Here is a 13,800-nt window from a genome sequence, read left to right on the forward strand (position 1 = left end):
GCATGAACCGTAACCAATTCACTCCATCGGCCGTTGCCGGGCAGAACGCCCGCGCCGACCGACCCATGGATGTCCCTTGCCCAGGTTCAGTGTCATTGTCCCCGCGTACAAGGTCCAGGCGTATCTCCCCCAGTGCCTGGACTCGGTGCTCTCCCAGTCCTGTTCCGACCTCGAACTGATCGCCGTGGACGACCGGTCGCCGGACGCCTGCGGCGCGATCATCGACGAGTACGCCGCCCGGGACGCCCGGGTGAAGGCCGTGCACCTGCCGGAGAACCAGGGCCTCGGCCGGGCCCGCAACGCGGGCGTCGCCGAGGCGACGGGTGACTACCTGGTCTTCCTGGACAGCGACGACACGCTCACCCCGGACGCGCTGCGCGCCGTCGCCGACCGGATCAAGGAGACCGGCGAGCCGGACGTGCTGGTCTTCGACTACGCGCGCACCTACTGGGACGGCGGGACGGTCCGCAACCAGCTCGCCGCTCATCTGACGGAGGAGGGTCCCGCCCCGTTCCGCCTCGAGGACCGGCCGGGGCTGCTGCGGGTACTGATGGTCGCCTGGAACAAGGCCTACCGGCGGGAGTTCGTCGCCGAGCACGGCTTCACGTTCCCCCCGGGCTACTACGAGGACACCCCCTGGACCTTCCCGGTCCTGATGGCCGCCGGGTCGATCGCCACCCTGGACCGCGTGTGCGTGCACTACCGGCAGCGCCGGCAGGGCAACATCCTGCGCACCACGAGCCGCAGGCACTTCGACGTCTTCGACCAGTACGACCGGGTGTTCGCCTACGTGGCACAGCGTCCCGGACTCGCGCGCTGGCGGCCGGAGCTGTTCCGCCGGATGATCGACCACTATCTGGTGATCCTCGGCCGCCGGGACCGGCTGCCGCGCGGCAGCCGCGCCGAGTTCGTGCGCCGGGCCCGCGCCCACTACCGCGCGCACCGCGTCCCCGGCACCCGGGTGCCGCCGCGCTCCCGGCCGCGGCACGCGCTGATCCGGTTCGGTCTGCACCGCACCTTCCAGGCCCTGCGGCTGGCCTCGGCGGTGCGCCGCCGGACCCTGAAGTCCACGCTGAAGCTGACCCGTTCGCTCAGGGCCGCCGCGCTGCGGCTGCACTACCGGGTCCAGCGCTGCCTGCCGCTCCGGTCCGACCGCGCGGTGTTCGCCGCCCGCGGCGGGCGCGGCCACGGCGGCGACCCGGGCGCGCTGGAGCAGGCGTTCCGCACGCACGCCCCGCACCTCCGCACCGCGTGGGTCGTCCGCCCCGAGCACCGGCACACCGTCCCGCAGGGCCGGCGCGGACTGTGCCCCGGCACGGCCGCCTACTGGACGGCGCTGGCCCGCTCCAAGTACCTGGTGAACGACGGCGACTTCGGCCGCGGGCTGCGAAAGCGCCGCGGCCAGGTCCTCGTCCAGACCCGGCGGGGCACCCCGCTCAAGCACATGGGCCTCGACCTCCAGGAGCGCCCGGCGGCGGCCCGGGACACCGACTTCGAGGAGCTGCTGCGCGACGTCGACCGATGGGACTACGTGCTCTCCGGCAACCGGCACTCCACCCTGACCTGGGAGCGGGTCCTCCCGGGCCGGTACACGGTGCTGGAGTACGGCCACCCGCGCAACGACGTCCTCCAGCAGGCCACTGCGGCCGACGTGACCCGGCTGCGCGGGTCGCTGGGCATCCCGGAGGGCTCGGTCGCGATCCTCTACGCGCCCACCTACCGCGACCACCTCCGCACCCAGCGCCCACCGCTCGACCTGGAGCGCGTCCTGAACCGTCTGGGACCGCGCTTCGTGATCCTCGCCCGGCCCCACCCCGAGCGCGGCGGCTGCCTCGGCCGGGGCCCCCGGATCATCGACGTCTCGGAGCACCCGAGCGTGGAGGCCCTGTGCCTGGCCTCGGACGCGCTGCTCACCGACTACTCCTCGCTGATGTTCGACTACGCGGTCCTGGACCGGCCGGTCGTCGTCCACACCGAGGATCTGGACGTCTACGAGGCGGCCCGGGGCACCTACTTCGACCTGCGCGCCTTCCCACCGGGTCCGGTGGCGGCCACCGAGGACGAGGTGATCGACATCTTCGCCGGCGGCCACTGGCGCGGCGCGCGCTCCGCCCAGGCGCGGGCGTCGTTCCGCGAGCGGTTCTGCCCGTACGACGACGGACACGCCGCCGAACGCGTCGTACGGCACGTGGTGCTGGGCGAGACGGAGGGGCGGCCGGAGCCGGTTCCGCCCGCCGCGCGCGAGCCGGTCCCGTCGGCGGCGGCGTCCGCGCGCCCGCCCCTCGCCACCGTCCCGCAACCTTCCGGCCCCCTCCCCGTCACCGAGGGCCGCTGAACACCGTTGGTCCCGGCAGGAGTCCGCATGCCCCTCAGTACGACGCGGCCCACTCCGGCCCGGCCGTCCACGTGGCGTCCCGCCGGACGGCCCAGCCGCGTCCGCGAGACAACAGAAAGAGCAGAATGCCCCGCTTCAGCATCATCGTTCCGTCCCACGGGGTCGCCGGCCGGCTGTCCCAGGCACTGGACTCGGTGCTCGGCCAGTCCTTCGACGACCTGGAGCTGATCCCGGTCTGCGACGGCCCCGACGCCCCGGCCGCCGCGGTGGCGGCCGGATACGCCGGCCGGGACTCCAGGGTGACACCGGTCGACTCGCCGCCGTCCGCCGGTCTGAGCGGGGCGCGCAACGCCGGGCTGCGGGTGGCGGCCGGCGCGTACGTGCTGTTCCTCGACGGCGACGACCTGCTGCTGCCCGGGGCGCTGGCGGCGCTGGACGAACGGCTGACCCGGACCGCCGGGGTCGACGTCCTGTACGTCGAGCACGAGCGGACGCCCTGGTGGGAGGGCGAGCCGGGGAACCCGGCCGCCGCGCTGCTGGCCGGGGCGCCGAAGGAGGCCTTCGCCCCGGACGCGTGCCCGGAGCTGACCGGCGTGCTGCTGCCGGCATGGAGCGCCGTCTACCGCCGCACCTTCCTCACCGAGCACGGACTCGCCTTCCCCGACGGCCATTTCACGGACCTCGGCTGGGCCGGCCTGGCGTCGATCGCCGCCGCACGGGTCGCGGTGCTGCGCCGGGTCGTGGTGCGCCACCGGCTGCGCCGGCAGGGCAGTCGGCTCAACCTGCCCGGACCGCACCAGCACACCCTGCTCGACCAGGTGGAGCTGGTGCTGACCAGGGCGGCCGCCGGCGGGCTGTCCGCCGAGCGGAGCCGGGCCCTGTTCGACCAGCTGTTCGCGCAGGTGCTGAGGACGGCGTCCCGGCCCGAGCGGCTGCCCGCCGGGCACCGGGCGTTCTTCCGCCGGGCCGGCCGCCTCTACCGAAGGCACCGGCCGGCCGGCCACCACACGCCGGGCGGCAGCCTGGGCGTGCAGCACCGGCTGCTGGCGACCGGCGCGTACACCGCGTTCCGCGCGCTGCGCGGCGCCAACCAGGCGGCGGTCAGGGCCGGTTCGGCCGTACCCCGGCCGCGCATGCTCCGCACCCGGCTGCGCTACGCCCGTGACCTGCGCCGCCCGCTGGATCCGAACCTGGCCGTCTACTGCGCCTACTGGGGCCGCGGCTACGCCTGCAACCCGGCCGCGATCCACGCCAGGGCCCGGGAACTCGCCCCGCACATCCGCTCGGTGTTCCTCGTCGAAGCCGACCAGGCGCACGCGATGCCGAAGGACATCGAGTACGCGGTGATCGGCTCCCGCCGCGCCTGGGAGCTGCTGGCCCGCGCCACCTACCTGATCAACAACGCGAACTTCGCCGAGGGCGTCGTCAAGCGTCCGGGCAGCGTGCACCTGCAGACCCAGCACGGCACCCCGCTGAAGACGATGGGGGTCGACCAGTCGACGTACCCGGTGGTGGCCGCGCAGTCCGGCAGCTTCACCAAGCTGCTGGGGCGGGTGGACCGCTGGGACTTCAACCTGTCCGCCAACCGCCACTCCACCCAGATGTGGGAGCGCGCCTTCCCGGGCTCGTACGAGCATCTGGAGTACGGCTATCCGCGCAACGACGTCTACTACACCGCCACGGCGGACGACGTGGCCCGCGTCCGGCGGGAGCTGGGCGTGCCCGAGGGCCGCACGGCCGTGCTCTACGCGCCGACCCACCGCGACCACCACACCGGCTTCGAGCCCGGCCTCGACCTGGAGGCGTTCTGCGAGGCGGCCGGGGAGGACGTGGTGGTGCTGCTGCGCGCCCACTACTTCTACGACCGGGGCCGCGGCGCCTGCGCGGGCGGGGGCGGGCGGGTCATCGACGTGACGGCGCACCGCTCCTCCGAGGACGTGTGCCTGGCCGCGGACGCGCTGGTCACGGACTACTCGTCGATCATGTTCGACTACGCCAACCTGGACCGGCCGATCGTCGTGTACGCCGACGACTGGGAGGTGTACCGGGAGACCCGCGGCGTCTGCTTCGACCTGATGACGGAGCCGCCGGGACCGGTCGCCCGTACGCCCGGGGAGCTGGCCCGCGTCTTTCGCGACGGCACCTACGCGGGACCGGAGTCCCGGGCCGCGCGGGCCGCGTTCCGGGAGCGGTTCTGCCAGTTCGACGACGGCCGGGCCGCCGAGCGGGTGGTGCGGCGGGTGCTGCTGGGCGAGCCGCCGGAGGCGATCCCGCCGGTGGTCCCGCTCGCCGAGCGCGTCCCCGCCCCCGCCGCCGCGACCCTCGTGAGGAGCTGACCCGCCGTGCCCCGCTTCAGTGTCATCGTCCCCTGTTTCAAGGTGCAGGGCTTCCTGCGCGAGTGCCTGGACTCCGTGCTGCTGCAGTCCTTCGGCGACCTCGAACTGATCGCCGTGGACGACTGCTCGCCGGACGACTGCGGCGCGATCCTGGACGAGTACGCGGACCGCGACCCGCGGGTGAAGGTGCTGCACCTGCCGGAGAACGTCGGCCTCGGCCTGGCGCGCAACGCCGGACTGCCGCACGCCACCGGCGACTACCTGCTCTTCCTGGACAGCGACGACACCCTCACCCCGGGCGCGCTGCGCGCCACGGCCGACCGGCTGGCCGAGGCCGACGACCCGGACGTGCTGGTCTTCGACTACGCGCGCACCTACTGGTGGGGCGGCACCCGGCGCAACGCGCTCGCGCACGTGCTGGCCGAGGCCGGCGCCGACACCTTCACGGTCGCCGGCCGGCCGGAGATCCTGGACCTGCTGATGGTGGTGTGGAACAAGGTCTACCGGCGCGACTTCGTCGAGGAGCACGGCTTCGCGTTCCCGCCGGGCTACTACGAGGACACCCCCTGGACCTTCCCGGTGCTGCTCAGCGCCCGGCGGATCGCCGTCCTGGACCGGATCTGCCTGAACTACCGGCAGCGCAGGCAGGGCAACATCCTCTCCACCACCAGCCGCAAGCACTTCGACATCCACGACCAGTACGAGCGGGTCTTCGCCTTCGTGGACCGGCACGAGGACCTGGCGGTTCACCGGCCCTACCTGCACCGCAAGATGGGCGAGCACTGCCTGGACATCCTGGCCAAGCCGGACCGGCTGCCGCCGCAGGACAAGGCGGAGTTCTTCCGGCGGACCGCGGAGATGTTCCGCAGGCACCGGCCCGCGGGCGCGCTCGTGGACGGCGAGGTCGCCCTGCTGGAGGGCTCCTACGCGGCGTACCAGCTGAGGCGGCAGGCCGGGCGGGCGGGCCGGGAGGCCGTACGGCGGGCGGCCGCGGCACGCCGGGCGGCGGCAGGGCGGGCCCGGCGCGGCTGGGCCGGGCTGCACGCGCGGCGGCCGCTGGACCCGGAGCTGGTGGTGTACTCGGCGTCCTCGCACCGGGGCGTGCTGGGCGATCCGGCCGCCGTCTTCCACAAGGCGCTGGAGATCGCCCCGCGGCTGCGCGGGGTGTGGGTGGTCCGGGACGAGGAGGCGGCGGCGCGGCTCCCGCCGGGGGTGGAGCACGTGCTCGTGGGCTCCCGGCGGTGTCTGGAGGTCACCGCGCGGGCGAAGTTCTTCGTCAACGACGTCAACTGGCCCGGCTCGCTGGTCAAGCGGCCCGGCAGCGTCCACATCCACACCCACCAGGGCACCCCGTTGAAGTACATGGGCGCCGACCTGCTGGGCCGGCCCGGGGCGCGGCTCGGCTTCGACGTGCCGCAGATGCTGCGCCGGGCGGACCGCTGGGACTTCAGCCTGGTGGCCAACCGCCACTCGGAGCTGGTGTGGGAGCGGGCCTACCCCTGCCACTTCACCTCGGCCCGCACCGGCAGCCCGCGTAACGACGTGCTGGTCGGCGCCGGGGACCGGGCCGGCGACGCCTTCCGGCTGCGGCACGGCATCCCGGAGGACCACACGGTGGTGCTGTACGCGCCGACCCGCCGGGACTACCGCAGGGGCGGGTACGTGGAGCGGGTCGACCTGGGCCGGCTCGCGGCGGACCTCGGCGAGGGGCACACGCTGGTGGTCCGGCTGCATCCGACGCTGGCGGCCGGGCCGGCGCGGGGTTTCGGCCTGGCCGAGCTGGCCCGGCGCGGGGTCGTCGTCGACGCGACGGACGAGCCGCACGTCGAGGAGGTGATGCTCGCCTCGGACGCGCTGATCACCGACTACTCGGCCCTGATGTTCGACTACGCCAACCTGGACCGGCCGATCGTGGTCCACGCGGACGACTGGGCCCCGTTCACCGCGAGCCGGGGCGCCTACCTCGACATCACCGCGCACGCGCCGGGCCCTGTCTCGCGTTCCCAGCGGGAACTGGCGTGGCTGTTCACCTCCGGGTCGTGGCGGGACGAGGAGTCGGCGCGGTCGCGGGCGGAGTTCCGGGCGCGGTTCTGCGAGTTCGACGACGGCCGGGCCGCCGAGCGGGTGGTGCGGACGCTGCTGCTCGGCGAGTCGATGCCGGCCGCCGGGGAGGGCGGTGTGCGGATCCCCGGCCAGAACGTGGGCGGCGACCTGCTGGCCTCGACGTGAGGCCGCGCAGGTCGCCGTGAGTCCGGGTTCCGGCCGTGGGCCGGGGCCCGGCCGAGGTGTCACTCGATGACGAGGTCGACCTCGATGTTGCCGCGGGTGGCGTTGGAGTAGGGGCAGACCTGGTGGGCGGTCTCGACCAGCTTGCGGCCGGTCGCCTCGTCCACCGTGTCGGGCAGCTCGATGCGCAGCGTCACCTTCAGGCCGAAGCCCTCGCCCTGCTTGCCGATGCCGACCTCGGCGGTCACGGCCGCGTCGCTGACGTCCACCTTCGCCTGCCGGCCGACCAGGCCGAGGGCGCTGCCGAAGCAGGCGGCGTAGCCGGCGGCGAAGAGCTGCTCGGGGTTGGTGCCCTGGCCGTTGCCGCCCAGCTCCACCGGCGGGGCCAGTTCGAGGTCGATCTTGCCGTCGGAGGAGACGGCGCGACCGTCACGGCCGTGGGTGGCGGTGGCGACAGCGGTGTAGAGCGCGTCCATGGAGACCATCCCTCTGGGGTGTGGGGTGCTTGCGAGCACAAGTAGAGCACACAATTAAGTTGTGCACAACTAAATGGCCCGCACGAGCTACCCTGGAGCCATGACCGCCATGCCGACCCCCAGCGCCCCCGAGACGGACTGGCTCCGCCTGGACCGCCAGATCTGCTTCTCCCTGCACGCCGCGTCCCGCGCCTTCAACGGCGTGTACCGCGTGATCCTCAAGGATCTCGGGCTCACCTACCCGCAGTACCTGGTGATGCTGGTGCTGTGGGAGCGCGACGACCTGCCGGTCAAGAAGCTCGGGGAGCAGCTCCGTCTCGACTCGGGCACGCTGTCGCCGCTGGTCAAGCGACTGGAAGCGGCCGGTCTCGTACGGCGCGAGCGCAGCGCCGAGGACGAGCGGTCGGTGCGGGTGCGTCTGACGGAGGAGGGCGCGGCGCTGCGGGAGCGGGCCCTGGAGGTGCCCCGGCGCATCGCGGCGGCGACGGGCTTCGAAGTGGCCGAGATCGGCGAGCTGCGCGAACGCCTGGACCAGCTCACCTCGGCGCTGGACGCGGCGGCGCTGTCGGAGACGCCGGGCTGCGCGTGACGGCGGTCCTGCGGACGTAGAGCCGTACGGTCACGTCGCCCCGCACCCGTTCCGGGCCGGGCACGAAGTCGTGGGCGAGGACGGCGAGCTTCGCCCGCTCGGTGGCGTCGCCCACCCGCCACCGCCCGGCGAGCAGGTCCCGGTCGGCCAGCACCCACACCCGCTCCAGCCGGTCCGTCCGGCGGCGCAGCTCCGCCGCCCCGACCTCGGTGCCGTACAGGGTCCCGGACGCGGGCGCGGGTCCGGCCAGGGCCAGGTCCCGCGCGCCGCGGAACGCCCCCGGATAGGTGAGGGCCACGTTGCGGGTCTGCGCGGGCAGGAAGAGCACGGCACCCCCGGGCCGCAGCATCCGCCCGGCGGCCCGGGAGACGGCCGCGAGGTCGTCGGGACGGCGGGCCGGGTCCCGGTCGTCGCGCAGCAGCGGCCACTGGTGAATCAGCGCGAGCAGCACGGCGACGGCACCCGCGAGAGCGGGGCCCAGGGTGCGGCTTCGGGACGGACCCGAGAAGCGGGAGGCGGGGCGGTCCGGGAGGACGGCGGACGCGGTACGGCCCGGGAGCACGGCAGACGCCGTGCGCCCCCGGAGGGCGGCAGGCGCCGTACGCCCCGGGAGGGCGACGGGTGTGCGGCGACCTCGGGACCACCGGCGGCCCACCGCCGTCACCATCCGCTCCGCGCCCGCCGCGACCAGCAGGGGTGCACCCGACAGGGCGTAGAGCACGTACCGGTCGACGTACAGCGGCGCCACCCGGGAGGCCAGCATCAGCGCGGCCGGCGGCACCACGAGCAGCGGCAGCGCGACGCCCGCGCAGGTGGGCTCCCCCCGGCGCCCCACCAGCCCGGTCAGGGCCACCGCGGCGAGCGGCAGGCACACCGCGTACACCCCGTCCGTCGGCCCGAGGCACGACCGCAGCAGGCCCGTCGCGGTGTCCCAGGTCGGCTCCCGCAACCAGGCCACCTGCGCCGACTGGGCCCGCGACACCAGGACCATCGGCACCAGAGCGGCGCACACCGCGCCCGCAGCGCACCCCCAGCCCCGCCACACCCGCGCACCCGCCCGGGCCAGCGCCAGCGACAGCGCGTGGGCGAGCAGCAGCAGGACCGCGAACTCGTGCAGCCAGCAGGTGAGGCCGAGGACCACGCCGTACGCCCACCAGGCACCTTTCCGCGCGGCGCGCACGGCGCACACGAACAGCAGGGTGGCGCCGGTGGCGCCGGCCGCGACCAGGGCGTAGGACCGGCCCTCCTGCGCGTAGTGGCCGGCCAGCGGCGACACCGCGTACAGCAGCCCGGCCCACAGTCCGGCACGCGGCCGGACCAGCCGGGCGCCCAGCGCGCCGACCAGGCCCGCGGTGAGCGCCGCCGCGCAGACGGACGGCAGCCTGAGCACGACCTCGCCGGGATGCACGGTGAGGACGGCGTGCATGAGGAGGTAGTAGAGGCCGTGCACCGCGTCCACGCCGTGCAGCAGCCGCCAGATCTGGGGCACGGTGCGGCGCGCGACCTGGAAGGTGACCGCCTCGTCCCGCCACATCCCGGACCGGTCGAGACCCCAGAGCCCGAGGGCGAGCATCGCGAGCGCGGGCGTGCAGACGGCGAGCGCCCACCGGACCCGCCGGGGTACCCGGCCCGCCTCGGCCACGGTGCCACCCGCCGGTGCGCCGACGACCGTTCCGGCCGGTCCGCGCGACTGCGGTTCCACAGGACTCCTGACGTTCGCCACGGCTTGATCTTTTGCGATTAGCCAACCTTTGCGGGTCATTGACGGCGTATCGGCACGAATACACCATCCGCCCGGATTAGGCTCCGCCGTGATGAACCGCCTCCGTGTCACCCCCGGCCCGGTCCTCGCCCTCACCGCCGCATGGCTCGCCACCCGCGCCCTGATGTGCGGGCTGCTCACGCACGACAGCTCGCCCCGACTGGGCGGGGGTGCGGTGCCGCGCGAGGTGTGGCGGCTGTACTCCCACTGGTACGGCGTCCTGTCGCACGGCGCGTTCCCGGCGCACGACAGCACCTGGCAGTACCCGCCGGGCGCCGGGCCGGTGCTGCTGGCCCCGGGCCTGCTGCCCTGGCTGACGTACTTCCAGGCGTTCGTCGTGCTGACGCTGGCCGCGGACGCGCTGATCGCGGTGGCTCTCGTCCGAGCGGGGACCCGCCCCGGGCGCAGCCTGCTCGGCGCGGCCGTGTGGACCTGCGGCCTGCCGCTGCTGCTGCACCTTCCGCTCGCCCGCTACGACGTGGAGGTGACGGCGCTCGCCGTCCTCTCGCTGCTGGCGCTGGGGCGCTCGCCGCGCGTGTGCGGGGCGCTGGGCGCGCTGGGCGCGCTGGTGAAGGTGTGGCCGGCGCTGGTACTCCTCGGCACGCCCCGGGGGACGGGCACCCGGACGGCGTGGCGGTGGGCGGCGGCCGCCGGGGGCGCCTGCGGCGCGCTGCTCGCGGTGTCGTTCCGCAACCCGCTCGCCTTCCTCTCGCAGCAGGGCGGCCGGGGCGTGCAGATCGAGTCGCTCGGCGGCACGGCGCTCGACCTGGCCCGGCACGCGGGCTGGCCCGGCAGGCCCCGCTACCAGTACGGCGCGATCGAGATGGTCGGCCCGCACGTGCACGCCGTGGCCACCGCCTCCCTCGCGCTCACGGCGGTCGCGTTCGGGCTGCTGGTGCTGTGGCGGCTGCGGGCACGGCACTGGACCCCGGCCACCCCGTACGACGCCGCGCTCGCCGGGGTGCTGCTGTTCACGGTCACCAGCCGGGTCATCAGCCCGCAGTACATGATCTGGCTGATCGGGCTGGCCGCCGTGTGCCTGACCTCCCGGCACACCAGCCAGCGCCCGGTGGCGGTGCTGGTCCTCGTGGCGAGCGCGCTGAGCTCCGTGGTGTTCCCGGCGTTCTACCGGGACGTGGTCGCCGGGACCTGGACCGGCTGTCTGCTGCTGGTGGCCCGCAACGCGGTGCTGGCGGCCACCGCGGTGCTGTCCCTGGTCCTGCTGTGGCGCTCCGCCCGGCCGCCGACCCAAGGACCCGCGCCCACGGATGAACCCCGACCCGATTCCGACCGTCTTCCTGATCGAGTGCTAAGCATCTCTTAACGGGGTATTACCGAACATTTATACGCTCCCGGCCCGTGGACCCCATGCAGCCAGACCAACGAGACCCCCGCCCGACGCCCCAGGTCGCCGTCGTCGTCATCGGTTACAACGACGCCGCGCACCTGGCCGACGCCGTGCGCTCGGCGCTCGACCAGGGCGCCGCCGTCGGTGAGGTGATCGCCGTCGACGACTGTTCGACCGACGGTACCGCCGAACTCCTGGCCATGCTCGCCGCCGCGGAACCCCGGCTGCGGGTGCTGCGCCGGGACGTCAACAGCGGTGGCTGCGGCAGCCCGCGCAACACCGGGATCGACGCGGCGACGATGCCGTACCTGATGTTCCTCGACAGCGACGACGTGCTGCCGCCCGGCGCGGTGGACGCGCTGCTGACGGCGGCGACGGAGGCGCTCGCCGAGGTCGCGAGCGGGCTGTGCGTGCGCAGGGAACTGCCCTCGGGACGCGAGCAGCCCTGGCAGGCCCCGCTCTACGAGACCCACGCGGTCCTCGCGCGCCCCGCCCAGCGCCCGCGCCTCGTCCACGACACGCTCTGCGTCAACAAGCTGTACCGCACCGACTTCCTGCGCGAGCACGGCATCCGCTTCCCCGAAGGCCGCTTCCTGTACGAGGACTTCGTCTTCACCGCGCGGGTGCTCGCCGCCGCGCCGCGCATCGCGCTCGTGCCGGACCGCGTGTACGTGTGGCACGTGCGCCGGTCGGCCGAACAGCTGTCGCTCTCGCTGGACCGGGACCGCGTCGAGAACTGGCGGGCGCGCACCGAGGCGTGCGCGCTCGTCCACGACATCCTGCTGGGCGCCGGGCAGAAGGAGCTGGCGCTGGCCGCGCGGGGCAAGTTCCTCGACCACGACATGCGCATGTACGCCCGCGAGCTGGTCCTGCGCGACGCCGGGTACCGCAGCGCGTGGTGGGCGCACACCCGGGAGTACCTCACGCGCTACGACGCCGCCGACTGGGAGCGCAACCCCTCGGCGCCGGGACGGCTGCTCGCCCGGGTGATCATGGAGTCGGCCGAGCCGCTCGACCTGCCCCGGCTGCGGGAGCTGGCCGCCCGCCCGGCCCGGCTGCTCCCGCCCTACGCCCGCACCCCCGGCGGCACCCCCGTCTGGTCCGAGGAGCTCCCGCAGGTCGCGCTCACCCCGCTGCTGAGCCGCGCCACCCCCCTGCTGCCGTTCGCGGTCGACGCGGAACTGCGGCCCCGCGCCCGGGACACCCGGCTGTGCCTGCGGCTGCACGAGCTGTACGGGCGGGTGGCCGAGGCCGGACCGGGCGAGGTGGAGGTGCGGTGGCAGTCGAGGGAGCACGAGCGCACGGCACAGCGCGCGACGGCGACGTTCACGCCCTGCGGTCCGGATCTCTGGTCGGCCGAGGTGCCGGTGGATCTCGCCGGGCTCGGCGCGGGCACCTGGGACCTGCGTCTGACCTTGCGTTTCGCGGACGGCACGGCCCGGAACATGACGGCGCACGCCCGTGCGGGCGCCGGCCGGCTGCGCCGGCGCGCCGTCCCGAGCGCCCGGCACGGCGTGCTGCTGACCCAGCCGTACGCCACCCACTCCGGCGCGCTGGCGCTGCGCGTGGCGGCCGGGGTGCGCGGAGTGGCCTCGGTGGCCCGCGGCCGGCTGCGCCGCCTGCTTCACTGAGCGGCACGGGCGGACAGACACACGGGGGCACAGAGCCCCGGAAACACGGAGCCGCCGGCCGGACACCGGCCGGCGGACGAGGGGACGACTGCACATGACCTGGCTGATCACCGGCGGCGCCGGATACATCGGGGCGCACGTCGTACGCGCCATGACCGAGGCGGGCGAGCGGACAGTGGTCTACGACGACCTGTCCACGGGAATCGCCGAGCGGGTGCCCGCCGAGGTGCCGCTGGTGCGGGGCTCGACCCTGGACGGCGAGACACTGGCGCGCACCCTGGCCGAGCACGAGGTGACCGGGGTGGTCCACCTGGCGGCGAAGAAGCAGGTGGGCGAGTCCGTCGACCGGCCGCTGGACTACTACCGGGAGAACGTGGAGGGCCTGCGCGTCCTGCTGGAGGCGGTGACCCAGGCCGGCGTCGCGGCCTTCGTCTTCTCCTCCTCCGCCGCGGTCTACGGCATGCCGGACGTGGACGTGGTGACGGAGGAGACACCCTGCGCCCCGCTCTCCCCGTACGGCGAGACCAAGCTGGCCGGCGAGTGGCTGGTGCGCGCGACCGGCCGGGCGACCGGTCTGGCCACCGCGTCGCTGCGCTACTTCAACGTGGCGGGCGCGGCCACGCCCGCCCTGGCCGACACCGGCGTCTTCAACCTCGTCCCGATGGTCTTCGAGAAGCTCACCGAGGGCGCGTCCCCGCGGATCTTCGGCGACGACTACCCGACCCCGGACGGCACCTGCGTCCGCGACTACATCCACGTGGTCGACCTGGCCGAGGCCCATGTGACCGTGGCCCGCGCGCTGCGCTCCGCTCCCGGACACGACCTCACCCTCAACATCGGCCGGGGCGAGGGTGTGTCGGTGCGCGAGATGATCGACCACATGAACGCGGTCACCGGCTACGACCGCCCCCCGACGGTCACCCCCCGCCGCCCCGGCGACCCCGCCCGGGTCGTGGCCTCGGCCGACCGCATCGCCACGGAACTCGGCTGGCGGGCGAAGTACGACGTCCAGGACATGATCACCTCGGCCTGGGAGGGCTGGCTGCGACTCCACCCCGAGGCGGCCCGGTCCTAGGTCCGGAACCCGGCCGGGGCCC

General features: G+C 74.5%; 9 protein-coding genes. 7 read left to right on the top strand and 2 right to left on the bottom strand.

Features of this window, described 5'->3' with window-relative positions:
* Nucleotides 1-76: 76 nt before the first annotated feature.
* The 3 genes from B446_RS15485 to B446_RS15495 all read left to right on the top strand — a co-directional run bounded on the left by B446_RS15485 (nucleotide 77) and on the right by B446_RS15495 (nucleotide 6,900).
* The gene (locus B446_RS15485) at nucleotides 77-2,335 is read left to right on the top strand and encodes a bifunctional glycosyltransferase/CDP-glycerol:glycerophosphate glycerophosphotransferase (RefSeq protein ID WP_020940389.1); all 2,259 of its coding nucleotides are present in this window, start codon (nucleotides 77-79) and stop codon (nucleotides 2,333-2,335) included.
* A gap of 125 nt (nucleotides 2,336-2,460) precedes the next feature.
* Nucleotides 2,461-4,671, top strand: coding sequence for a bifunctional glycosyltransferase/CDP-glycerol:glycerophosphate glycerophosphotransferase (locus B446_RS15490; RefSeq protein WP_020940390.1), 2,211 nt, complete (start codon nucleotides 2,461-2,463; stop codon nucleotides 4,669-4,671).
* 6 nt (nucleotides 4,672-4,677) lie between these two features.
* A complete protein-coding gene (locus tag B446_RS15495) occupies nucleotides 4,678-6,900 on the top strand; it encodes a bifunctional glycosyltransferase/CDP-glycerol:glycerophosphate glycerophosphotransferase (RefSeq protein WP_020940391.1) in 2,223 nt (740 codons plus the stop codon).
* A gap of 59 nt (nucleotides 6,901-6,959) precedes the next feature.
* Here B446_RS15495 and B446_RS15500 read toward each other — a convergent pair whose 3' ends face one another.
* Nucleotides 6,960-7,373, bottom strand: coding sequence for an organic hydroperoxide resistance protein (locus B446_RS15500; RefSeq protein WP_020940392.1), 414 nt, complete (start codon nucleotides 7,371-7,373; stop codon nucleotides 6,960-6,962).
* A 73-nt stretch (nucleotides 7,374-7,446) separates the two neighbouring features.
* Between B446_RS15500 and B446_RS15505 the strand changes: the two genes are divergently transcribed.
* Entirely contained in the window at nucleotides 7,447-7,962 is a 516-nt protein-coding gene (locus B446_RS15505) for a MarR family winged helix-turn-helix transcriptional regulator (protein ID WP_078614712.1), read from the top strand.
* Here the strand turns inward: B446_RS15505 and B446_RS36470 are convergent.
* Nucleotides 7,910-9,535, bottom strand: coding sequence for a glycosyltransferase family 39 protein (locus B446_RS36470; RefSeq protein ID WP_078614900.1), 1,626 nt, complete (start codon nucleotides 9,533-9,535; stop codon nucleotides 7,910-7,912). The two genes, B446_RS15505 and B446_RS36470, sit on opposite strands and share 53 nt — an antisense overlap.
* A gap of 241 nt (nucleotides 9,536-9,776) precedes the next feature.
* Between B446_RS36470 and B446_RS15515 the strand changes: the two genes are divergently transcribed.
* The 3 genes from B446_RS15515 (at nucleotide 9,777) to galE (ending at nucleotide 13,778) form a co-directional block, all read left to right on the top strand.
* On the top strand, nucleotides 9,777-11,048 hold the full coding sequence (locus tag B446_RS15515) for a glycosyltransferase 87 family protein (RefSeq protein ID WP_020940395.1): 1,272 nt from the start codon (nucleotides 9,777-9,779) through the stop codon (nucleotides 11,046-11,048).
* Nucleotides 11,049-11,092: 44 nt separating this feature from the next.
* On the top strand, nucleotides 11,093-12,703 hold the full coding sequence (locus tag B446_RS15520) for a glycosyltransferase family 2 protein (RefSeq protein ID WP_020940396.1): 1,611 nt from the start codon (nucleotides 11,093-11,095) through the stop codon (nucleotides 12,701-12,703).
* Nucleotides 12,704-12,797: 94 nt separating this feature from the next.
* Complete coding sequence (gene galE / locus B446_RS15525) at nucleotides 12,798-13,778, top strand: UDP-glucose 4-epimerase GalE (RefSeq protein ID WP_020940397.1); 981 nt, start codon at nucleotides 12,798-12,800, stop codon at nucleotides 13,776-13,778.
* The last annotated feature ends 22 nt before the right edge of the window (nucleotides 13,779-13,800 follow it).

Source organism: Streptomyces collinus Tu 365, from assembly GCF_000444875.1.
GTDB lineage: Bacteria > Actinomycetota > Actinomycetes > Streptomycetales > Streptomycetaceae > Streptomyces > Streptomyces collinus_A.

Coding starts and splice junctions, on each gene's coding strand:
- B446_RS15490 (WP_020940390.1), top strand. CDS start 2,461: ATGCCCCGCTTCAGCATCATCGTTCCGTCCCACGGGGTCGCCGGCCGG.
- B446_RS15500 (WP_020940392.1), bottom strand. CDS start 7,373: ATGGACGCGCTCTACACCGCTGTCGCCACCGCCACCCACGGCCGTGAC.
- B446_RS15505 (WP_078614712.1), top strand. CDS start 7,447: ATGGCCCGCACGAGCTACCCTGGAGCCATGACCGCCATGCCGACCCCC.
- B446_RS36470 (WP_078614900.1), bottom strand. CDS start 9,535: ATGCTCGCCCTCGGGCTCTGGGGTCTCGACCGGTCCGGGATGTGGCGG.
- B446_RS15515 (WP_020940395.1), top strand. CDS start 9,777: ATGAACCGCCTCCGTGTCACCCCCGGCCCGGTCCTCGCCCTCACCGCC.
- B446_RS15520 (WP_020940396.1), top strand. CDS start 11,093: ATGCAGCCAGACCAACGAGACCCCCGCCCGACGCCCCAGGTCGCCGTC.
- galE (WP_020940397.1), top strand. CDS start 12,798: ATGACCTGGCTGATCACCGGCGGCGCCGGATACATCGGGGCGCACGTC.